This is a genomic window from Rhodococcus sp. K11/5 (assembly GCF_055193735.1).
In genome coordinates this window covers 1,320,957-1,343,603 of record NZ_CM143721.1, presented here as the reverse complement: position 1 = coordinate 1,343,603, position 22,647 = coordinate 1,320,957, and the positions used below count along the sequence as shown (strand labels likewise).

The window sequence follows — 22,647 nt, the reverse complement described above, 5'->3', positions numbered from 1 at the left end:
GAACACCCACGTGAACGTTCAGAACAGGCAGAACACGGCTCTTGCACCCGACGCCGACACCGTCGCGGCCGGCGTACTGGTCGCCGGCCGCGCGCCGACTGCACTCCGCGACGTCGATGCTCCGGTGACCGAACCCGGAACCGTCGCACGGCGCACCGTGGGTCACTTCGCACCCAACGTCGCGCGCCCGCTCGCCGGCGAACAGCTGCGCAACGAGGTCGGCGAGTTCGCATCTCGCTGCCTGTCCTCCGCCATCGGCGCGGTGGACGAGGGCGGCGTTCCCGCCGCGGAGCAGATCGCCGAGCTGGGTTCGAAGGCCGCGCAGTGGGCTCGTGAAGGCGTGCCGCTGCGCACCGTCCTCGGGATCTACCACGAGGGCATCCAGACGGGGTGGGACCGCGCCGTGGATCGGGCCGGAGGTGACGCCGCCCGCCTCGTTCACGCGGCCAAGTCCTACGTCGCGTTGGCCGAGCGGGTGTCCACCGCCGCGGCCGCCAGCTACGTCGACGAGCTGCAGGCCGTCGCCAGCGAGCATCACACCGCCGCGCACACCGTGGTGACCGCGTTGCTCAGCGGTCACAACGCCCGGTCGGTCGCCCGCCAGTCCGGCATCGAGCTCGCGGACACCTACACCGTGCTGGCCGTCTCCATCGCCGCGCACGCGGACGAGAGCAACCCGGCCGCGCAACGTGCCGTGTCCGCACGACGCAAACTGCGTCGGGTCCAGGCCGAGCTGGCCATCGTCTGCGGCCGGTCTCCCCTGTCGATGCTCAGCTCCGAGGGCGGCACCATCCTGGTCCCCGGTGAGCGCGACGATGCCTGGGTGGAGAACCTGGTCGACCGGATGGGCACGGCCGCCGGCACCGAGGTGACCGCGACCGTGGCCACCAGCTCCGTCAACGAGGTGCAGGCGGCATCGGATCAGGTCCACGAACTGCTCGACCTGGCGCAGCAGCTGCGTCGGCCCGCCGGCGTCTACCGCATGACGGATCTGGTGCTCGAGTACCAGCTCACGCGACCCGGTCCCGGACGCGCCTACCTCTCGCGGGTGCTGATTCCTCTCGACAATTCGCCCGAGCTGCTCGAGACCCTCGAGATCCACATCAATCACGATCTCAACCGGCAGCGCTCCGCGCGGCAGCTGCACCTGCACACCAACACCGTCGATTACCGCCTGAAGCGAATCGCGCATCTCACCGGCTTCGATCCCACGCGCCCGTCCGGGATGCGGCACCTGCAGGCCGCGTTGGTGGCCCGCAAGCTCGAATCGATCTCGCCGAGCGCGTAGACGCCGACTTCGTCGATCGGGGCCTGAGCTGCTTCTTCGTCATCGACCAGTAGCGTCGGCGACATGGCCGAGTTGGAACTGACGTTGTCGAACGTCGTGAAGGAGTACCGCACCGGGGCAGAACCCGTTCGTGCCCTCGACGGAATCGACCTGACGCTCAACGGCGGACAGTTCGTGTCGCTCGTCGCGCCGTCCGGGGCGGGCAAGAGCACCTTGCTGCACATGCTCGGTGCGCTCGACACTCCTGATTCCGGCTCGATCCTCTTCAACGGGATCGAGGTGACGGAGCTCGGTGACAACGAACAGTCCGAGTTCCGTCGGCACCAGGTCGGTTTCGTCTTCCAGTTCTTCAACCTCCTGCCGACGATGTCTGCATGGGAAAATGTGGCCGTGCCCAAACTGCTCGACGGCCTGCCGATCAAGAAGGCGAAAGCCGACGCACTGGCGCTGTTGGACATGGTCGGATTGAGTAATCGAGCCGAGCATCGCCCAGCCCAGTTGTCGGGCGGGCAAATTCAGCGCGTGGCCATCGCGCGTTCTCTGATCATGGATCCCGCGCTGCTCATCGCCGACGAGCCGACCGGAAACCTCGATTCCACGACCTCGCTCAGCGTGCTCGACATCCTCGCGGATGTCGCTCACCGCAGCGATTCTTCACGCGCAGTGGTGATGGCGACGCACGACCTCGAGGCCGCCCGCTTCACCGATCGAACCGTCGGCATGATCGATGGGCGTATCGACAGCGACGTGCTCTCCGCCGACTCGAGTACCGGCCGGTGATACGCTTCACTCCGACCGGCCTCCGGCCTGCCCGCTTGATCCCGACCGGCCTCCGGCCTGCCCGCACTGCCCTCAGCAGATTTCGTGTTCTCGGTCTGCGAGATCTGCGCGCGCACTGGGTCCGCACCCTGGTCTCGACCGCGGTGGTCGCCGTCGCAGCGGGACTCCTCATCGCGGTGCTGGGAACCTACGGCTCGCTCACCGGTTCGGTCGAGCGCCTGGCGGTGTCGATCGCCGGCAACGCCGACCTGGAGATCACCGGAGTCACCGACAGTGGTTTCTCCGCAACCGAACTCGACGTCGTTCGGGCAGTTCCCGGAGTCCGGGCTGCAGTTCCGATGCTGCGCGGCACGGTCACGTCCGGCGGCGGTGACGTGCAGTTGTTCGGTGTCGACGCCTCGATCACCTCTCTCGATTCCGGCCTGCGCGACGGGATCACGGCCAACCCGTCCGCTCTCGCAACGCCCGACGGTGTGCTCGTCGGGAGCGCAACGGGCCTGCGGGACGGTGACACACTCACCCTCGACGGCACCGAATCCACCGTCGTCGGCACCATCGACAGCGCGGGGTCGGAACGGATCGACGGAGGCAATTTCGTCGTTGCCCCACTTGCCGCAGCGCAGAACATCACGAACCGAGCCGGACAGATCGACTCCGTCTTCGTCCTCGACGACGACGGTGCAGACCCGGCCGCGGTCAAGGCGGCCGTCAACGACGCCGTGGCCGGTCGGGTTGCCGTCAACGACACAGACTTTCGAGCGGACCGAGCGAACGACGCCCTCGGTCTGACTCGGAATGCGACCCTCATGGTCTCGCTGATCTCGTTCGTCGTGGCCGGGTTCCTGGTCTTCAACGTGATGAACATGACCATCGCGAAACGGCGCCCCACCCTGGCGCTGCTGCGCTCGATCGGCGGCACCCGCGGCACCATCGTGCGTGACCTGCTGGCCGAAGCCGCGATCATCGGCGCGATCGGCGGAGCGGTCGGTGTTCCGATCGGAATTCTGATGGGGCGCGCCGCGATCGGAAGCCTGCCGCCGTTCCTTCTCCAATCGTTCGACGCCCGGGTCGAGTACGTACTGCCCTCCTTCGCCATCCCCGTCGCGGTGGTGGCGTGCGTCGCCGCGTGCGTTGCCGCGTCCGGACTCGCGGCCGTCCAGGTGTACCGCATCTCCCCCATCGAGGCCCTGTCCGTCGGCGGCGGTGAGACGCGGACCGAGCGCCGCCTCGGGTCGACCCTGGCCGCAGGCGCAGTCGGGGTGGTTGCCGTGATCGGCGCGTGGGTGTTCGCCGCCACGGTGGAGGGCCAACTCGCTCTCGCTGCCGGAGCGGTGTTCCTCTTCGGTGTTCTCGCGCTCTGCATCGCGGGCACCGAACCCATCGTCAAGTGCGCCGCCGAGCTACCACGGCGATGGGGCGGTGCGGGCAGACTCGCGACGGCGACCATCGAACGCGCGCCACGCCGCATCTGGGCAACGGTCATGACGATCGTGATCGCGGTCGCCGTCAGTGTCGGGGTATCGGGCGCCCTCAGCGACCTGACGAAGTCCGCAACCGCATCGTTGTCGTCGCTCAGCCGTACCGACCTCTACGTCTCGTTGCAGTCACCGGACGCGGTGCCCGCCGGAGACACCCTCGATCCTGCTGCCGTGGAACAGGTTCGACGAACACCCGGTGTATCGGGTGTCGTCGAGGGCCAGTGGGCCTACGCCACGATCGGTGAGCAGTTCGTCTCCATCCAGGCCGTGGCCGACGGAAGCAACGCCGTCAGCCTGTCCGCCCTGACACCCGACATTCGCACGCGAGTACTCGCCGGCGACGGCGTCGCCATCTCGCGAACTCTCGGCACGGCCCTCGGCGTGACGGCCGGCGACTCCCTCGAACTACCCACTCCGACCGGGGTACAGCCCGTTCGAGTGTTGGCCCTGGTCGACTACCTCAATGCCGCCGGCGGCACCATGGCGATATCGCTGGACACCATGGAGCGCTTCTTCGACCGCCCCGGAGCCACCTACCTCGAGGTGACCGTCGACGGCGACGTGTCCGCCGTCGAGCGCACACTCGTCTCGGAGCTGCCGCGGGAGCTGAACGTGTACACCGGTCAGGAGGCGCTGGACGGCGCGAGCGGATCCATCGCACAGGCCGGCGCGCTGGCGGTTGCGCTGCAGTGGATCGTCGGGCTGGTCGCCGCTGTCGCTCTGCTCAACACCCTCATGCTCTCCGTACTCGAGCGGCGCCGCGAGCTCGGCGTGTTGCGAGCGATGGGCGGCAACCGAGGCACCCTGGCCAGGATGGTGCTCGCCGAGGCGGTTTCCGTGGGAATCGTCGGCGGGCTGCTGGGATTGGCCATCGGCGCGGCGCTGCAATATCTGAGTACGTTCATTCTCGGTGCGAGCACAGGAATCGCGATCACCTACGCCCCGGGGCCGTCCGTGCTGGTCTACGGATTGATCGCCCTCCTGCTCAGCCTGCTCGGCTCCATTCCGCCGGCCCTGCACGCGGCAAGGCTGACCATCGTGGACGCGATTGCTGCGGATTGACCCGCTGGGACCCGGACGGCGGGCGCCTCGTCACCTGATCGGACGGAAGCTCGACGTCATCTCGCCCAGCACCGGGAAGCCCCGGTAGAGTGCTGGCGGGCGGCTCGGTTCACCGAGCTCGGCCCTCGTAGCTCAGGGGATAGAGCAACCCTCTCCTAAAGGGTAGGTCGCAGGTTCGAATCCTGCCGAGGGCACCACGTCACCGCAGTCATGAACCGATCCGGTGAGAAATCGCTCGCCGAGCGAACAGTTCGTCACCCGATTCTGCTGTCGGACCCTAGAGTTTCTCCATGCGCCGCGCCCTGTTCGTGATCATCGCTCTCCTCGGCGCCTGGGCGCTGACGGCGCCGGCGGCGTCCGCCGAACCCGCCACCACGTGGCTCTGCCGACCCGGCGCGCCCCTGGACCCGTGCGGCGGCGGTACCGACGCACCGGTGGACTGCTTCTACGTCTACCCGACGGCGTCGTTGCAACCGACGGCCAACGCGAACACGGCCGTGACACCGGAGATCGCAGCCGCTGCAGCACTGCAGGCCGGGCCGTTCCATTCTGCCTGCAACGTGTGGGCGCCGACGTACGGGCAGCTCACGTTGACCGCCCTCTTCTCCGGCAATCAGGGACCCGCACGCGACGCCGCACTCGCGTCCGCGTTCACCGACGTCCAGGCGGCATGGGACGACTACCTGGCGAACCACAACAACGGCCGGGGCGTCGTGCTGGTCGGGCATTCCCAGGGGTCACGCATGCTGACCACCCTTCTGCGCGGTATGGACTCCGCGGAACGCTCGCAGGTGGTGTCCGCGATCGTGCCCGGCATTCGCATCACCGAAGCGGACCTGCCCGGAATGGACGTCTGCGTCGATGAATCGCAGACCGGTTGCGTCGTGACCTACTCGGCGTTCTCCCGCACTCCCCCACCCGATTCGCGCTACGGCGGCGAGGGTGTCCTGTGCACCAACCCGGCGTCGTTGGGCGCGAACGACCGCGCGGCGCTGCGTGGTCCGATTCCGAACCTCACCGCGCAGTGCGACGCGAACAACATCCTGATGATCGACGGGCCCGGGGCGTCCGCCCTGCCCGCGCTGCCCAACGAGACGTGGGGACTGCATCTTCTGGACCTGACCCTGCCCCAGCAGACGCTCGTCGACCTGGTGCGGACCCAGAGTGCGGCCTACCTGGCTCGCTGACGCGCGCGGCCGACGAGTCGAACCGTCGGTCCGGTCAGCAGAAGCACCACGAGGCCGATGAGTCCGACCGGTGTGAACGACATCAGGAAAGCAGCGAGTACCAACCCGAAGGTCACCGAGGCGGACACCACCGGCGCCTCACCACGGGCGTCGTCTCGGAGAAGTTCCGGGGTTCGAGCAACCAGAAACCGCGTCGCCATCATGGCCCCGGAGGCAACTGCGATCACGCCGATGTACAGGCTTGCCGACCCGGGATGGTCGGAGTCACCCGACGAAATCAGCTGGGTCGGGAAGGGCAGGAAGACGATCGAGGCCAGCCACACACAGTTCGCAACGACCACGGGGGTCGTGTAGCCCACGAGGTCTCGGTAGACCTCGTGATGCACCCACCACAGATTGCAGATCACCGCGAAAGACAGCGCGAAGGCCAGCAGCTCGGCCCTGTGCTCCACCAATAGCTCCGGAACGGTCGATCCGGAGCGAGGCGCGTCGGAATCGGCGAGCGGTAGGACGAGCAACGTCGCGGCGATGGCCACCACCGCGTCACTGAAGTTGACCAGCCGCTCGAAGCCTCTTTCCCGAACCATCAGGTCATTGTGCGCCGAAACGATCGGGCCGTCGCGTCGACCGACTCGAGAGTGTCCGACCGCTCGCAAGAACCCGACAAATCACTCGAAACTTCTGCCGTGCATGATGATTCGAGACATTGATCGGCACACGCCGTGCGACTCGACCGATCCGGACGAACGTGTCGGACCCCTGTTCTATCGTCGCACTCACGTTCTATTTCGGGGGGATGATGAGCGCACTACTGACGGCCGACGTCGGCACGGACACCACGGACCCGGCACCGCCATCGGTGGAGGAGATCCATGCCTTCACCGAACGGCTCGCCGCCATTCGCGACTACGACACCGCCTCGGCGGACATCGAGGTGATCACCGCGCTCGAACGTCTGCACGCCGTCGGCGCGGCCGGGCAGGCCTCGGTCACCGCGCACGCGAGGTCCGAGATCCGCCGAGATCGTCGCGAGCGTGGCCGGGCACAGACGCAGTGGGACCAAGGAATCGCGCTGCAGATCGGTTTGGCGCGGATGGAGTCGCACCACCGAGGCGGCACCTACCTCGGCATGGCCACGGCGTTGACCGAGGAGATGCCCCACACGCTCGCCGCCATGCGGGCCGGGCGGTTGAACGAGTTCCGCGCCATCCGACTGGTACGCGAGACCGCCTGCCTCACTGCGGATGACCGCCGTGAGGTCGACCGGCGCATGTGCGCCGACCCGGCCACGCTGGACGGCATCGGAACCACGACCTTGACGGCGATGGCCGCGGCGCACGCTGCCGAGCTCGACAGCGCTGCCGTCGTGCGCCGGAAAGCGAAAGCCGTTGCGGGGCGGCGCGTGACCACCAAGCCGGCGCCGGATTACATGGCGTATTTGACCGCGACGATGCCGATGGATCAGGCGGTGTGCGCGTGGGCCACGCTGCGCCGCGACGCGATGACACTGGTCGGCACGGGCGCCGGGGGACGCACACAGGATCAGGTGATGACCGATCTGTTGTTCGAACGCATCACCGGAACCGCCACCGCCACAGGGGCTCCTGTCGCCGTACAGCTGGTGATCTCCGACGAGACACTGCTCGGAGGTGGCGACGAGCCGGCCTTCGTTCCGGGGTACGGACCCGTTCCCGCGTCCGCGGCGAGAGCCTGGATAGCCGAGGCGGTCGCCCGCGGAGAATCGCCCGACGAGGCCGCGACGGTCACGCTGCGGCGGCTCTACGCGAACCCGAGCACCGGGGAACTGACCGGCCTGGAATCACGGGCGCGAGCGTTCCCCGGCGGGTTGGCGCGCTTCATCGATCTTCGCGACAGAACCTGCCGCACTCCGTGGTGCGATGCCCCGATCCGTCACCACGACCACGTCCGGCGCCATGCCGACGGCGGCGAGACCTCGGCCGAGAACGGGCAGGGGTTGTGCACCGCCTGCAATCTGGCCAAGGAGGCCGACGACTGGTCCGCGGACACCGCACGAGATCCGCAGGGAGTGCACACCGTCACCACGCAGACGCCGACCGGGCACCGCTACACGTCCCGCTCGACCCCGCAACCGGCCCCACGCGGTCTGCGAGACACCGATCACACGTGACCATCGGTTACTCTGGACAACGCTGCCGCACCAGGTGTGCGGCGTACGTCGTGGAATCAGCACGAATTTTTCTTACGGCGATCGATACTGCCCACCGGCAGTCTCGCCCTCTGCGCTCCGTTCTCGGGAGTGCTCCGATGCCCGAAAGGCACTCGAACTCTTCATGACCTCTTCTTCGTTCGCCGAACTCGGCGTCAGTGACCGCATCGTCCGCGCCCTCACGGCTGCCGGCATCGCGTCACCGTTCCCCATCCAGGCCGACACCCTTCCCGACACCCTGCAGGGCCGCGACGTTCTCGGTCGCGGAAAGACCGGCAGCGGAAAGACTCTCGCGTTCGCCATCCCGATGGTCTCTCGCCTCGCGGACTCGGCCAAGCCGGTCCGCACCCCGGGCCGCCCGCGTGGTCTGATCCTCGCCCCCACCCGCGAGCTGGCCACCCAGATCGCCGCGGCGCTCGAGCCGCTCGTCATGGCGTCGAACCTTCGGGTCACCACCATCTTCGGTGGCGTCTCGCAGGCCCGTCAGACCACCGCGCTGAGCCGCGGCGTCGACATCGTCGTCGCGTGCCCCGGCCGCCTCGAGGATCTGATGAAGCAGGGCTTCGTCTCCCTGAACGACGTCGAGATCACCGTCCTCGACGAGGCCGATCACATGGCCGACCTCGGATTCCTCCCCGGCGTGACCCGCATCATGAAGGCCACCCCGTCCACGGGTCAGCGACTGCTGTTCTCGGCGACGCTGGACAACGGAGTGGACAAGCTGGTCAAGCAGTTCCTGTCCAACCCGGTGCAGCACTCGGTCGACGACGAGAACTCGCCCGTCGCCGCGATGACGCACCACATCTTCGAGGTCGGCGGCGTCGACGTGAAGAAACAGCTCGTGCAGAAGCTCGCTTCCGGCGGCGGCCGTCGCATCCTGTTCATGCGCACCAAGCACCAGGCCCGCAAGCTGGCCCGCCAGCTCACCGAGGCGGGAATCCCCTCGGTCGACCTGCACGGAAACCTGTCGCAGGCTGCTCGTGACCGCAACCTCGCGGCGTTCTCGGGTGGGGATGCCCGCGTGCTCGTGGCGACCGACGTCGCCGCGCGCGGTGTGCACGTCGACAACGTCGAGCTGGTCGTCCACGTCGACCCGCCCGCCGAGCACAAGGCGTACCTGCACCGCAGTGGCCGCACGGCCCGCGCGGGCAGCGCCGGTGACGTGGTCACGGTCGTTCTCCCGGAGCAGCGCCGCGACCTGTCCGTCCTCATGCGCAAGGCCAAGATCGACGTCGCCCCGCAGCGGGTCACCGCAGACTCGGCGGCGGTCGACGAACTGGTCGGCGCCGTGGCGGACTACGTCAAGCCCGCACCCAAGGAAGCCGCACCGGCTCCCCGTCAGCAGTCGGCTCGCGGCCACGCCCAGCGCGGCGGCCGGGGCGCGGCCAACGGAGGCGGTGGTGGCGGCGCTCGTCGTCGACGTCCGGCGGGCTCCGGCGGCGGTCCGACCCGCGCCGGACGCAGCGAGTCGGCCGGCTACCGCGGCTGATCGGAACACCGGCGCACCTGTGAGTGCGCCCCACGTGACCTTGCTCATCCAGGGTGAGGTGACGAACGCTTTCGGGGCGGTCACGACGAGATGTCGTGGCCGCCCTGTCGGCGTCGTCGTGGAGGAAAACCCGCACGTACAGCCGATTTGTCCGTAACGTCGGTCCTTCGACTCCCACCCGGCGACCGTGTCGGGGTGCGGACACCTCTCCTCGACCGATCCCGTTGGCCACCGGTGCAGCTCACAGCAAGACGAGAGAGGTTCGCCGACGGTGGCACACTCGACGTGTGACATCGAGAGCAGCGACATCCGGCGGCGCCTCCCGGCGCGCGCGTAACGCGCTCCATCCCGAGGAACTGGCAACCGGATCGGTCATGACCGCTCTGGCCGTCGCCTTCGCGGTGATCAGCGAAGTCGTCCCGGTGGCCGGCGCCCTGCAGATCGTCGCGGTGGTCCCGCTCGCCGTCATCGCCCAGCGTCATCGGGTGCGAGCGCTCGCGATCACCGCGACCGGCGGAGTGGTCGTGGTCTTCGTCGCCGCGGGATACGGAACCGCACTGACGTTCGTCATCGCGTCGATCGTGGCCGGCATCGTGGGTCACACGCTGCGGACCGGCGGCGGCGTGGGTCGAGTTCTCGTGCTGTCCTGTCTCACCGGGGCCGTGGTGGGCGCCGCGTCCGTGGGCCTGCTGCTGGCGCTCACCGGTCTGCGCGAGCTGTTCATCGCCATCCTCGACAACTCGATCCGCGGACTGGCCGAGACCATCGGCCGCATCCCGTTTCTCACCGACATCGCGACGACCGTCGCCGACGGTGCCTCCACCGGGCTGGAGTACTGGTGGGTGCTCGTATTCACGTCGGGGTTTTTCTCCACCGTGGTCAGTGCGCTGGCCGCATGGTGGATCCTGCGTGCGACCCTCACCCGGCTCGGCGAGCTCGAGGCCCGCGGCGAACTTCCGGACGTCCACGCCGCGCTCGACGCCGACCCGGATCCCGTCCCGGTACGCCTGAACGGTGTGACCTACCGCTACCGGGGTGCGAACACCGACGCGCTGGGCCCCCTCGACCTCGAGATCGTCCCCGGAAATTTCGTCGCTGTCGTCGGCGCCAACGGGTCCGGGAAGTCCACGCTGGCCCGCATTCTGGTCGGTGCCGAACCCACCGGCGGCCGGGTCGAGCGGCGCGGTCCCACCGGTCTCGGAGTCATCGGCGGTACCGCAATGATCCTCCAGCACCCGGAATCACAGATTCTGGGAACGCGCGTCGCCGACGATGTGGTGTGGGGGTTGCCCGTCGACGATCGCCCGGATGCCGAGCAGATCGAAGGGCTGTTGACCGAGGTCGGCCTGGCCGGTTACGGAGAGCGCGACACCGGCTCGCTCTCCGGCGGCGAACTCCAGCGACTCGCCGTCGCCGCGGCCCTCGCCCGACGCCCCAAGCTGCTGGTGGCCGACGAGGCCACGGCCATGATCGATCCCGCCGGGCAGCGCGCGTTGGTGGCGTTGCTCGCCGAGCTGCCCCGTCGCCACGGCATGGCGGTCGTGTTGATCACGCACCGGTCCACCGAGGCCGCCCACGCCGACGACGTGGTGCACCTCCACCAGGGCCGACGAGTGGTGCATCGTCCCGAGTGGATGGCCTCGATTCCGCACCGGGTGACGGCACCGCCACCGTTGGGCGAACCCCTGCTGGAACTGCGGGGCGTCGGCCACGTCTACAACCTGAGGTCTCCCTGGGCGACCCGCGCCCTGACCGGGATCGATCTCACCGTCCATCGCGGCGAAGGGTTACTGGTGGTCGGCGGGAACGGCTCCGGAAAGTCCACCCTCGCCTGGATCCTCGCGGGCCTGACCTCCCCGACCGAGGGAAGCGCGAAGCTCCGTGGCAAGGCCACCTCGTCGAAGGTCGGCACGGTGGCGCTGGCGTTCCAGCACGCCCGGCTGCAACTGCAACGACGCACCGTGGCCGAGGACATCGAGGCCGCGGGAGGAACCCACGTGGGGTCGCATCACGTGGGCCATGCCCTCGATCAGGTGGGACTCGACCGCAGTATCGCCGGGCGCCGCGTGGACGAGCTCAGCGGCGGGCAGATGCGCCGCGTCGCCCTCGCCGGCCTGTTGATCGGGAACCCCGACGTGTTGGTGCTCGACGAACCGCTGGCGGGTCTCGACCCACCCGGTCGCCGCGAGATCACCGCACTGTTGACCGCGCTACGACGCGGCGGTCTGACTCTGGTGATCATCTCGCACGACGTCGACACCCTGGAATCCGTCCGCACACGCACCGTGATTCTCGAGAACGGCGTACTGCTCTCCGATCGCGCCCCGGAACAGATCGGAGACAGTCGATGAGAGGGATGTTGCTCCGCCAGACGCCGTCCGAGTCGCCGGTGCATCGCCTGTGGGCCGGAACCAAGATCGTGGCCGTCGCCGCCCTCGGTGGGTCGTTGATCTTCTCCCCCACCTGGCCGATGCTCGCGGCAGTGGCCACCTTTCTCGTCGTGGCTGCGATCGCAGGGCGCATCTCGGTCTTCGCCGTGCCGAAGCCGCCGTGGTGGCTCTGGGGGCTCATCGCCTTCGGTGCCCTGGTCAACCTGGTGGTGGGCGTCGACGCGGTGGTGATCTACTTCCGCGGAGTTCTGTTCGGCCTCGTGCTGCTGTGGGCGTCGCTCACCGTCGTCTGGACCACCGCGATGGCGGACATCGCGCCCGCCATCGCCACCCTGCTGTCCCCGTTGCGCCGGGTCGGTGCACCGGTGGACGAGTGGGCGACGGCCATCGCCCTGATGCTGCGCGCACTCCCGATGCTGATCGACGACGTCTACACCCTGGTCGCCGCACGCAAGCTCAGACCACGCAAGGCGGTCCGCAACGGCACGACGCAGGACACGTTCCTCGTCGACATCATGGCCGCGATCATGTCGGTGGCCATTCGGCGCGCGGCCGACATGGGTGAGGCCATCGCGGTACGCGGTGGCTCGGGAAGCATCGCGGCCGGTCGCCGCCGGCCCGGCCGATCCGACGCCGTCGCTCTCACGTTGGTGATCGCGGCCGTCGTCGTCGGGTTCGTTCTGTCCTGACAGGTTAGGACGACGTCACGAGTACAGCGAGACGAACGTCGTCAAGGACTGTTCGATGTCGCCCTTCAGTGCACGGGCGACGCCGGACCCGACCGGGCCGAACAGGGGCGCACCCCCGAGTTCGATGGTCATCTTCAGCTCGGACCCGTCACCGTCGCCGGAGATCTGCAGCTTCAGCGACACCTTCACGCCACCCTTGCCGGAGCCCTTGAGCTGCAACTCCTTCGGCGGGTCGTACTTCTGCACCGTCCATGCCACGCGGTTGCGCATTCCCTTGACGGCGACCACGGACGACATGCGGGTGCCCTCCGCCAGTTCGTCGGGAATGTCGCTGCGCCAACCGTCGTGAATGCTGAGCCACTTGTCGTACCGGTTCAGATCGGACGCGGCCTCCCACGCCTTCTCCGCAGACAGAGGAACCGAACGGACCACCTCGAGTTTCGCCACCGGTGAAGATTAGCCGGTGAGGAAAGTCGCGATGGTCCGTTCGGTTCGGTGAGTCGAGACGACTAGTGTGCGGAAGCCTGTTCGGCGCCGACACCGGTCATGGAGCGAACCTCCATCTCGGCCTGCTTGTCGGTGCTCTCGTTGTCCTTGGAGGTGAGAGTTCCGACGATGCCGAGCAGGAAGGCGAGCGGAATGGAGACGATGCCCGGGTTGGACAGCGGGAAGAAGGCGAAGTCCGAGTCGGGAAGCATCGAGGTCGGCGAACCGGAGACCGCCGGGGAGAAGATGATCAGCAGGATCGTCGAGATCAGGCCGCCGTACATGCTGAACAGTGCGCCACGGGTGGTGAAGCGACGCCAGAACAGCGAGTACAGGATGGTCGGCAGGTTGGCAGCGGCCGCGACGGCGAACGCCAGAGCCACCAGGAACGCGATGTTCTGACCGTTGGCCAGGATGCCGCCGCCGATGGCGAGGACACCGATGACCACCGCAGTGATCCGCGAGACCTGGACCTGCTTCTTGTCGTCGACCTTGCCCTTCTTGATCACCCCGGCGTAGATGTCGTGGGCGAACGACGCCGACGCCGTGATGGTGAGACCTGCGACCACCGCCAGGATCGTGGCGAACGCGACCGCCGAGATGATGCCGAGCAGGATGACGCCACCGAGCTCGAAGGCGAGAAGCGGTGCGGCCGAGTTCTGCCCGCCGGCCGCGGCGAGGATGCGGTCCGGTCCGACGATAGCCGCGGCGCCGTAGCCGAGCACCAGCGTGAAGAGGTAGAACGCGCCGATCAGCGAGATGGCCCAGACGACGCTGCGACGGGCTTCCTTCGCGGTGGGGACGGTGTAGAAGCGCATCAGCACGTGCGGGAGACCGGCGGTGCCGAGCACCAGGGCCAGGCCGAGCGAGACGAAATTCAACTGCGACATCGCCGAACCGCCGTACTGCGCACCCGGGGCGAGGACGTCGCGGGCGGCGACGGTGTCGGACACCGACTCCCCGACCATGGTCTGAGCACTGCCGAGAATGTCGTTGATGTTGAACCCGAACCGGGCGAGCACCAGGAAGGTCATGAGGCCGGCACCGGCGATGAGCAGCGCAGCCTTGATGATCTGCACCCAGGTGGTGCCCTTCATGCCGCCGATGAGGACGTACATGATCATGAGCACACCGACGATCGCGATGACGATCGACTGTCCGACGCGATCGGAGATGTCGAGCAGGAGCGCGACCAGGCCACCGGCACCGGCCATCTGCGCGAGTAGGTAGAAGAACGAGACGGTCAGCGTGGAGAGCGCGGCCGCGGTACGGACCGGGCCCTGCTTGAGCCGGAAGCTCAGGACATCGGCCATCGTGAATTTGCCGGTGTTGCGGAGCATCTCGGCGACCAGCAGCAGGGCGACGAGCCAGGCGACGAGGAAGCCGATGGAGTAGAGGAAGCCGTCGTAGCCGTAGACGGCGATGGCGCCCGCGATGCCCAGGAAGCTGGCCGCGGAGAGGTAGTCACCGGCGATGGCGACGCCGTTCTGCGGACCGGAGAAGCCGCCGCCGGCGGTGAAGAACTCCGAGGAGGTGGCGTTCTTCTTGCTGGCCTTGATGACCACGGCCATCGTCACGAGCACGAAGATTCCGAAGATGGAGATGTTGACCAGAGGGCTGCCGACCGTTTCGGCCTCGATGGTCTGCTGCGCAAGGAATGAGTTCACTGGAGGGGTCCTTCGAGCTCTTCGCGAATCTTCGCGGCGCGGGGGTCGAGCTCGCGGTTCGCGAACTTCACGTAGATGCCGGTGATGACGAACGTGGTCACGAACTGGGCGAGTCCGAGAAGGATGCCGACGTTGATGTTTCCGAACACCGGAGTGCCCATGAAGTCGTTGGCGTAGGCACCGAGCAGGACGTAGATCGTGTACCAGACGAGGAAGAAGATCGAGACCGGGAACACGAAGTTGCGCAGCTTCTTGCGCAGCTCCTGGAACTCGGGCGACGCCTGCATCTCGACGAATTCGTGGGGTTCGGGTACCCGGCGTTCGACACGCTGGGGTTTCGGCGGCTGCGCACCGGGTTGGGCGTCTGCGGTGGTCACGGGCGGCTCCTGACTTCTCGTGAGTACGGCGCTGACGGTAATGAGATGCCGATCACAGCGGAAGGTCGTGGCGGGGGTCACACGCCGAGCTGCGTGCACGTGCGACGAACGGTCGGTGGGCGGCGACGAGCGGCGCGGACGTTTCCCGCGTGGCGACGACGAGACTCAGCCCTTCCGCAACCGCTCCACACCCATCCCCAACCGCTCGGGCGCGTGCATCGCCGTCATGATGCGCCCGATGTCGGCGGGCACGGTCCTGCGGGTGAGCATCGACCCGATCACCATGGCCGCGAAGGCCAGCGGCACGCTCACCGCGGCCGGATACCCCACCATCGCGGAGGCCCAGCCGTCGAGGAGGTCGTCGGGCACGCCACCGAGCACCGCCACGGACGCCGCCCCCGTGGAGACGGCGCCGCCCACGACGAGTCCGGCCGCGGCGCCCACCGCGGTCAGCCCGCGCCACCAGATCCCGAGGACCAGGAGCGGACACAGGGTGGACGCCGCCACCGCGAACACCAGTCCGACGGTGCGCGAGAGATCGAGCGTGGTGACGCCGACCGCCAGGGCGAGCGGTCCCGCCCCGGCCACCACCGCGGCGATGCGGAAATCGCGCACCCGCCCGGCGAGGACGTCCGTGCTGAGGACGCCGGCGATGGTCACGAGGAGTCCCGACGACGTCGACAGGAACGCGGCCATCGCGCCCGCGGCGACGAGCGCGGCCAGCAGATGACCGCCGAGTCCGCCGATCGCCGCCGACGGCAACAGGAGGACGGCCGCGTCGGACGCACCGGTGATGAGCAACTGCGGGACGTAGAGCCGGGCGAAGACCCCGAGCACGGTGGGAAAGAAGTAGAAGACGGACAGCAACCCCACCACGGTGAGTGCCGTCAGCCGCGCCGCGGGACCGTCGGGGTTGGTGTAGAAGCGCACCAGGACATGGGGCAGCCCCATGGTTCCCAGGAACGTCGCGAGCATCAGGGAGTAGACCTGGAACAGCGGTTGCGGTCCGCCCAGCCCGTTACCCGGTTGCATCCAGGTCTCACCGTCCACGGGCGCACCGGCCACCACGGGAACCGGTGAGCCGGCGGCGAGCTCGAGCACGGTCCCCGCGGAGAGGACGTGGTCCCCCTCCGCGAGGGTCACCGCACCGTCGACCGGCGCACCGTCGACGGTGCCGCGCACCACGACGTCGAGCGGGTCGGCGACCTGCACCACCACATCGGTACTGATGTCCACGGAGGTGGACGTCTCGACGGACGGCGGTGCGGGCGTACCCATGTCCCGCGGATCCTGGACGAAGTAGAAGGTGAGCACCAACGCGGGCAGGGCCACCGCGGTCAACTTGAGCCAGTACTGGAACGCCTGGACGAACGTGATCGAGCGCATCCCGCCGCCCACCACGTTGGCGATGACGATGGCCCCGATCGCTGCCGCGCCCACCCAGCCGGGAACGCCGAGCAGAATGTTCAGCGTCAGACCCGCTCCCTGGAACTGCGGCACCAGGTACAGCGTGCACACCCCGGCGACCACCAGCATCGCCAGCGTACGCAGACGGGCCGAGCCCAAACGGAATTCGGCGAAATCCGGAACGGTGTACGCCCCGGATCGACGCAGCGGGGCGGAGACGAACAGCAACAGTCCGAGATATCCGGCCGTGAAGCCGATGGGATACCAGAGCGCGTCGGCCCCGTACTTGGCGATCAGCCCAGCGACCCCCAGAAACGATGCGGCCGAGAGGTATTCGCCGGACACGGCAGCAGCGTTCCAGCGGGGACCGACACTACGGGACGCGACGAGGAAATCGGAGGTGGTGCGCGCCAACCGAACTCCGTACGCGCCCACGGCGACGGTGGCCACCGCGGAGGCGATGACCGCCGCGAGCGTCAGGTACGAGCCCACTAGCGATCGACCAGCTCGGTGAACTCCTGCTCGTTGCGATCGGCGGCGCGAACGAAGAGCCACCCGGCGATCAGCATCACCGGATAGACCCCGACGGCGAGAGTCCACCACGGCACACCGATGCCGAGGAGCGTCACCGAGCCGGCCGCGGGCGCGAGCACCCAGACCAGTGGGATGGATCCGAGGAGCAGGACCACGACCACGGCGGTACGCAGGGCCAGCGCCAACTGCGTGCGCACGAGACCGTCGATCATGGCCTCGCCGACCTCGGTCTGCTCCTGCACCTCGACACGGGTGCGCACGATGCGGGCGCCGCTGCGTTTCGCGAGGACGACGCGTTCGCGTGGATCGGCCATCTCAGGTCACGACCGTGTCACTGACCGGCGAGAGCGGCGCGCGGACCGCGCACCAGCCGATCCCGGAGTTCACGGGTGTGGCGCCGGCTGACGGGAAGCTCGGTGGGCGGGCACTCCCGCAGACCGCGCAGGCACACCACCAACCCGGACCCGACGGTGCGCGTCCCGCTGACCAGGGACACCGCCACCAGGTACGAGCGGTGGACCCGCAGGAACCCGTGCTCGGCCCAGCGCGATTCCAGCGTCGAGAGCGCGATCCGCACGAGGTGAGTGCCGTTGGTGGTGTGCAGGCGCGCGTAGTCGCCCTCGGCCTCGACCCAGGCGACCGTCGACCTCGGCACGAGGGTCGTCACCCCACCGAGCTCGACGGGGATGACGTCGTAGGAATCCACGCGCGGCGGCGCGGGGGCAGGCGGGGCGTCCGAGGGAGCGGTCGTGCCCGTCCGACGCTCCGCCACCCGCCGCACGGCGTCCGCGAGCCGACGGTCGCGGATCGGTTTCAGGAGGTAGTCCACCGCCCCGATCTCGAATGCGGCGACGGCACGGTTGTCGTGCGCGGTGACGAACACGACCGCGGGCGGATCCGCGAAGTTCCCCAGCACTCGCGCCAGTTCCAGGCCGTCGAGTCCCGGCATGTCGATGTCGAGGAACACCCCGTCGACGGGTGAGTCCTGAAGAATCCGCAGTGCCGTGGTCGCGTCGCGCGCACCCTCGACCGACGCGACGGAGGGGTCCGCGCGCAGCAGGAAGAGAAGCTCGTCGAGGGCAGGACGCTCGTCGTCGACGGCCAGCAATCGAAGTCCGCTTCGGGAATCGTTCATGACGGTGCCCATGCTGCCACGCCCGGTATGCGCTCCACGTCCGGTTCGGCCGTCACGGTCGAATTCCGGGCCGGAATTTGGGTATGCGCATGCTGACCTTCGTGCCGGCGTCGGGTGCGGTCTCCACGACCAGCCCGTAATCGTTGCCGAACGCGGCCCGCAACCGGTCGTCGACGTTGGCGAGCCCCACGTGGACCCCGTCGCCGGAGCCGAGCGACCCGGACCGCAGCAACTCCGGATCCATGCCCACCCCGTCGTCCTCCACGGTGATGGAGGCGTCGGTCCCGGCGTCGGCGGCGACGATGGTGATGCGTCCGCTCCCCCGTCCCGCGACCCCGTGCCGGACGGCGTTCTCCACCAACGGTTGCAGAGCCAGGAACGGCACCACCACCCCCAGCACCTCGGGAGCGATCTGCAAGGTGACGTCCAGCGAGTCGCCGAAGCGCGCTCGCTCGAGGGTCAGATAGCGGTCGATGTTCTGCAGTTCGTCCGACAGCACCGTGTACTCCCCCGCCGACCGGAACGAGTAGCGCGTGAAGTCGGCGAACTCGAGCACCAGCTCCCGCGCCCGCTCGGGATCGGTGCGCACGAACGACGCGACGGTGGTGAGAGCGTTGTAGATGAAGTGCGGGCTGATCTGCGCCCGCAGCGCCCGGACCTCGGCGCGGTCGAGGCGTGCCCGGCTGGCGTCGAGCTCGGCCAGTTCCACCTGCTCCCCCACGTACTGTGCGACCTCGGTGCACGCGACGAGCAATCCCGGTCCGGGCCTGGTCGCGGTGACCACACCCAGCACTCCCACCACACCCGCGCCGGTGGTGAGGACCGGCTGCACCACCGCGAAACGCGCGGCGACGTGGGGGTCGGTCGACGTCGGACGCATCAACACCCGGCGCTCGCTCTCGACCGCGCGGCGGGCCGTGTCCACGAACTCGGTGTCCAACCAGGCGTCGTCGTCGACGCCCCCGCCCGGTCCGCCGTCGTATGCGAGCACGGCGCCGTCCGGGCCCGCGACGACCACCGCATCGGCACCGGTGAGGGACCGCAGGTGCGGCGCTGCTTCGGCCGCGGATTCCGCGTCGAGTCCGCGGCGCAACGGCCGCGCGGCGAGCGACGCGGTGTGCAGCGCGACGTGTACGGCGCGTTCGCTCGGGGTGGTGAGAGGTCGGCGTCCCCGGCGCGCGATCACCACGAGGACCGTCGCGACGGCGGCGAGGAGAAGGACCAGCGCCGCCCCGGTGGTGACGGTCATCGCGGCGGGGCTACGCGGTGGCGCACGAGTCGACCGGCGGCGTGCCGAGGAAGCGGTCGACGACCCACTCCACACCCTCGTCGACGGCGGCGGCGTCCGCATGCCCTTGGTCCGGGCGAACCCGGAAGTCGATCACGGCGCCGAGCTCACAGGCCCGACGCGTGGCCGCCTCGGTGTCGACGGCGGGCGTGAGCGTGTCCTGCGACCCGACGAGCACCATCATCGGCCCGGCGGGTTGCTCCCGCGGCAATGCGTTGTCCTCCAACCACGCTCGGATCGAGTCGTAGGCCTCTTGGCTGCGCGGGGCGATGTCGTCGGGACCGATCGCACCGGCCGCCTGCAGTTTCTGCGTCGCCAACGGACCGGTGCACGCGAGGAGGACGTCGCGGAACTCGAGCAACCCCCCGCTCAGGAAATCGGCGTCCTCGAACTGGGGGTACGACGTGCGGAATCCCTCGACGATGAGCGGCATCAACAGCCGTTGCGGGACGGTCAGGGACAGCTCGCCCCCTTCGGGCGCGAGCGGGGTCAGATCGGCCGCGGGTGAGAGCGCCGCGGAACCGACGAACTCGAGCCCGTCACCGTAGTCGTCCGCCATCTCCGCTGCGGCCCAGACCGCCTGTCCGCCCTGGGAGGTGCCCAGCGCGGCCCACCGGGTGCCGGCGTCCGGCGCGATCGCGCGCGCCGCGCGGACGGCGTCGATGAGGTCGTACCCCGCGGCGGACGCGTTCAGGTAGGGGTGCGGGCCGTCGGTGCCCAGACCCTGGAAGTCCGTCACGGCGACGACCGCGCCCAGTTCGAGGAACGGTGTGACCGAGGTGATCGAGCCGAGCAGGTTCGGGTAGAGGGACGGCGCACACTCGTCCGTCACCCCGGTGGTGCCGTGCCCGATGGTGACCACCGGTCGCCCACCGGCGGGAACCGGTCCCGACGGCACGAACACGGTGCCGCTCACCTCGACACCGCTGCCGTCGACCCCGGACGTCGAGCGGTAGACGACGCGGTGCGCCACGGCGCCGAGCGCGGACACCGACTGATCCACCTGACCGAGGACCTCGTCCTCGACCAGAGCGCCGCGCTCGTCTCCGACCGGGGCGGGGGCGGTCTCGGCGGTGGTGCCGGTCGCGTCGGGAGTCACCGGATCGGACGCCTCCGTGGTCGACCCGCAGGACGACACCACGAGCATCGCCGTCAGTGCTGCTGCTGCCGCGTGCAAGCGTCGCACCGTCTCACCCTCGTTCCGCCGCGAACCGCGCGAGCCGCGTCTCGGCTGCGGCCTGTTCGATGTCCAACCCATCCAACACCGTACGCAACACCTCGTCGTCCAACTCCCCCGTCGCGTGCGCCGCGACGAGAGCGGCGCGTTGTCGGCGCAGAACGTTGCGACGCCAGGTGTCGAACAACTCGCCCGACGCCCGGAGCGTGGCCATCCGCTCCTGATCGTCCTCCGTTTCGTCGGCGTCGATGCGCGCCAGCATCACTCGGCGGACCCGCTCGAGCACGTCGGCCACCTCGTCGGCGGGGACGTCGTGCGACGTTGTCGCCGCGGCCTCGTCGAGCGCGTCCCGAACCGCCTGCCGAGAGATGTTCCGCGCCAGCCGTTTCTGCTGCTCCTCCCGCGCATCGCCGTCGGGATCGGCGATGTCGAGAGACCGGATCAGCACGGGCAACGTCACGCCCTGGATCACGAGGGTGCCGACGGCGACCGTGAAGGCGATTGCCTGGATCAACTCTCGACCGGGGAAGTCGTCGCCCGCCAGCGTCACCAGCGGTACGCCGGACGCGGCCGCCAACGTGACCACCCCTCGCATGCCGGCCCAGGACACGACCAGGTTCTGCTTCCAGGTCAGCGGAGGCGACGATCCACCCCACCCGATCCGCGCGGTCGCCCGGTCGACACCCATGCTCGTGAAGATCATCACCGGCCGCACGACGATCACCAGAAGCAACACGAGCAGTCCGTAGAGGAACACCTGGTGCACGGAGCGTCCCGAATCGGAGATGTCGTCGACGACGAACTTCAGCTGCAGCCCCATGTAGGCGAAGACGAACGTCTCGAGCAGGAGATCCAGCGTCGGCCACACGTGCCGTTCCTGGATGCGTGTCGAGACCGTGTCCGACGATTTCGCCGCGCCGAGAACGAACCCCGCGGTCACCACCGCCAGCACGCCCGACGCGTGCACCTGCTCCGCCGCGAGGTACGCGGTGAACGGGATGAGAATGCCCAGAACGGTTTCCAACGCCGAGTCCGCCATGCGGCCGCGCATGAACTTCACCAGTCGCGCCAAGAGGTAACCCACCACGATGCCGCCGATCACCTCGTACGCGAAGTAGAGGACGGGCGAGTCGATTCGGATGCGACGCCCGGTGACGGCCGACACCGTCAGGGTGAACAGCGTGAGCGCGGCGGCGTCGTTGACGAGGGATTCCCCGGTGAGGATCGCCATCACGCGCGGCGGCAGACCGAGTTTGCGTCCGACGGCCACCGCGGCCACCGCGTCGGGCGGGGCGACGACCGCACCGAGCACCAGCGCGGCGGCCAGGGTGAGCTCGGGAACGAGCCAGAACGAGAAGTACCCGACGGCGGCCGCGGTGACCACGACCATCACGACGCCCAGGCGCAGGATCGGTCGCACGTTCCGAACGAAGGTCGCGAACGAGAAGTTCAGCGCCGCCGAGTACAGGAGCGGCGGAAGAACCAGCCCCAGAATCAGATCCGGGGCGAGTTCCGGGCGCGGCAATCCGGGAACGAACGACGCGACCGAGCCGACGGCCACCAGGACCAGCGGTACCTGGAGGTCGAACCGTTTGGCGAAGCCGGCGATGACGACGGCACCGACGACCACGACGAGAAACAGCCAACTGTCCACGTCGACGATTGTGCAGTGCCGCCGAGGTCAGCGGCGCGTCAGATGCCGGCGGGGCCGTTCCCGGTGGGGCCGGTGCCCGTGGGGCCGGTGCCCGTGGGGCCGCTGCCGGGGTTGCCGTCCTTCGGAATCTGGTTCTTGGCCGCCTGCTGGACCTTGTTCACCTTGTCGGCGTACTTGCCCTGCGTCTTCTTGTCCACGAGGTCACCCGCCTTGTCGACGGCCTGCTCGATCTTGTCGGCGTTCTGTGCCGCAGCCTGCTTGCCCTTGCCGATGAGGCCCTTGAGTGTGTCCGCGAATGCCATGACTGCTCCTTGTTCGTGTGCGTCGATCCGGTTCTGCGCGTCACTGGCCTACATGTCGACAGGACGCCG

General features: G+C 68.7%; 19 protein-coding genes and 1 tRNA gene. 9 read left to right on the top strand and 11 right to left on the bottom strand.

Translation table 11 applies throughout. The features are described from left to right. Positions 1 to 76 precede the first annotated feature (76 nt). The 5 genes from ACY466_RS06515 (at position 77) to ACY466_RS06495 (ending at position 5,795) form a co-directional block, all read left to right on the top strand. Complete coding sequence (locus ACY466_RS06515; protein WP_463252159.1) at positions 77 to 1,288, top strand: PucR family transcriptional regulator; 1,212 nt, start codon at positions 77 to 79, stop codon at positions 1,286 to 1,288. 72 nt (positions 1,289 to 1,360) lie between these two features. After that, entirely contained in the window at positions 1,361 to 2,068 is a 708-nt protein-coding gene (locus ACY466_RS06510; RefSeq protein ID WP_463252158.1) for an ABC transporter ATP-binding protein, read from the top strand. Further along, positions 2,065 to 4,608, top strand: coding sequence for an FtsX-like permease family protein (locus tag ACY466_RS06505; protein ID WP_463250831.1), 2,544 nt, complete (start codon positions 2,065 to 2,067; stop codon positions 4,606 to 4,608). Before ACY466_RS06510 ends, ACY466_RS06505 begins: the two co-directional genes overlap by 4 nt. Before the next feature lie 121 nt (positions 4,609 to 4,729). Continuing rightward, positions 4,730 to 4,805, top strand: a tRNA-Arg gene (locus tag ACY466_RS06500). 93 nt (positions 4,806 to 4,898) lie between these two features. Further along, complete coding sequence (locus ACY466_RS06495) at positions 4,899 to 5,795, top strand: DUF3089 domain-containing protein (protein ID WP_463250829.1); 897 nt, start codon at positions 4,899 to 4,901, stop codon at positions 5,793 to 5,795. On the opposite strand, the gene ACY466_RS06490 is transcribed toward ACY466_RS06495, so the two are convergent. Then, complete coding sequence (locus ACY466_RS06490; RefSeq protein ID WP_463250827.1) at positions 5,780 to 6,382, bottom strand: TMEM175 family protein; 603 nt, start codon at positions 6,380 to 6,382, stop codon at positions 5,780 to 5,782. The two genes, ACY466_RS06495 and ACY466_RS06490, sit on opposite strands and share 16 nt — an antisense overlap. Positions 6,383 to 6,594: 212 nt before the next feature. Between ACY466_RS06490 and ACY466_RS06485 the strand changes: the two genes are divergently transcribed. The 4 genes from ACY466_RS06485 (at position 6,595) to ACY466_RS06470 (ending at position 12,551) form a co-directional block, all read left to right on the top strand. Then, complete coding sequence (locus ACY466_RS06485) at positions 6,595 to 7,944, top strand: HNH endonuclease (protein ID WP_463250825.1); 1,350 nt, start codon at positions 6,595 to 6,597, stop codon at positions 7,942 to 7,944. Between the two features lie 163 nt (positions 7,945 to 8,107). Then, positions 8,108 to 9,472, top strand: a complete 1,365-nt coding sequence (locus tag ACY466_RS06480; protein ID WP_463250823.1) for a DEAD/DEAH box helicase — start codon at positions 8,108 to 8,110, stop codon at positions 9,470 to 9,472. Positions 9,473 to 9,759: 287 nt separating this feature from the next. Continuing rightward, positions 9,760 to 11,823, top strand: a complete 2,064-nt coding sequence (locus tag ACY466_RS06475; protein ID WP_463250822.1) for an ABC transporter ATP-binding protein — start codon at positions 9,760 to 9,762, stop codon at positions 11,821 to 11,823. After that, complete coding sequence (locus tag ACY466_RS06470) at positions 11,820 to 12,551, top strand: energy-coupling factor transporter transmembrane component T family protein (protein WP_463250819.1); 732 nt, start codon at positions 11,820 to 11,822, stop codon at positions 12,549 to 12,551. Before ACY466_RS06475 ends, ACY466_RS06470 begins: the two co-directional genes overlap by 4 nt. 15 nt (positions 12,552 to 12,566) lie before the next feature. Here ACY466_RS06470 and ACY466_RS06465 read toward each other — a convergent pair whose 3' ends face one another. The 10 genes from ACY466_RS06465 to ACY466_RS06420 all read right to left on the bottom strand — a co-directional run bounded on the left by ACY466_RS06465 (position 12,567) and on the right by ACY466_RS06420 (position 22,578). Beyond that, positions 12,567 to 12,998: a type II toxin-antitoxin system Rv0910 family toxin gene (locus ACY466_RS06465; protein WP_463250817.1), complete on the bottom strand. Its 432-nt coding sequence runs from the start codon at positions 12,996 to 12,998 to the stop codon at positions 12,567 to 12,569. A gap of 62 nt (positions 12,999 to 13,060) precedes the next feature. Continuing rightward, positions 13,061 to 14,704, bottom strand: coding sequence for a solute symporter family protein (locus tag ACY466_RS06460; RefSeq protein WP_463250815.1), 1,644 nt, complete (start codon positions 14,702 to 14,704; stop codon positions 13,061 to 13,063). Beyond that, complete coding sequence (locus tag ACY466_RS06455) at positions 14,701 to 15,081, bottom strand: DUF485 domain-containing protein (protein WP_463250813.1); 381 nt, start codon at positions 15,079 to 15,081, stop codon at positions 14,701 to 14,703. The genes ACY466_RS06460 and ACY466_RS06455 overlap by 4 nt, the downstream gene beginning before the upstream one ends. 165 nt (positions 15,082 to 15,246) lie before the next feature. Continuing rightward, a complete protein-coding gene (locus tag ACY466_RS06450) occupies positions 15,247 to 16,980 on the bottom strand; it encodes a sodium/solute symporter (protein ID WP_463250811.1) in 1,734 nt (577 codons plus the stop codon). Next, entirely contained in the window at positions 16,980 to 17,336 is a 357-nt protein-coding gene (locus ACY466_RS06445; protein WP_463250809.1) for a hypothetical protein, read from the bottom strand. Before ACY466_RS06445 ends, ACY466_RS06450 begins: the two co-directional genes overlap by 1 nt. Before the next feature lie 17 nt (positions 17,337 to 17,353). Then, positions 17,354 to 18,157, bottom strand: a complete 804-nt coding sequence (locus tag ACY466_RS06440) for a LytR/AlgR family response regulator transcription factor (protein WP_463250807.1) — start codon at positions 18,155 to 18,157, stop codon at positions 17,354 to 17,356. 52 nt (positions 18,158 to 18,209) lie between these two features. Then, positions 18,210 to 19,406, bottom strand: coding sequence for a sensor histidine kinase (locus ACY466_RS06435; protein WP_463250805.1), 1,197 nt, complete (start codon positions 19,404 to 19,406; stop codon positions 18,210 to 18,212). A 10-nt stretch (positions 19,407 to 19,416) separates the two neighbouring features. Next, positions 19,417 to 20,631, bottom strand: coding sequence for a lipase family protein (locus ACY466_RS06430; RefSeq protein WP_463250803.1), 1,215 nt, complete (start codon positions 20,629 to 20,631; stop codon positions 19,417 to 19,419). A gap of 4 nt (positions 20,632 to 20,635) precedes the next feature. After that, complete coding sequence (locus ACY466_RS06425; protein WP_463250801.1) at positions 20,636 to 22,276, bottom strand: Na+/H+ antiporter; 1,641 nt, start codon at positions 22,274 to 22,276, stop codon at positions 20,636 to 20,638. Between the two features lie 38 nt (positions 22,277 to 22,314). Then, entirely contained in the window at positions 22,315 to 22,578 is a 264-nt protein-coding gene (locus tag ACY466_RS06420) for an antitoxin (RefSeq protein WP_463250800.1), read from the bottom strand. Positions 22,579 to 22,647: the final 69 nt, after the last annotated feature.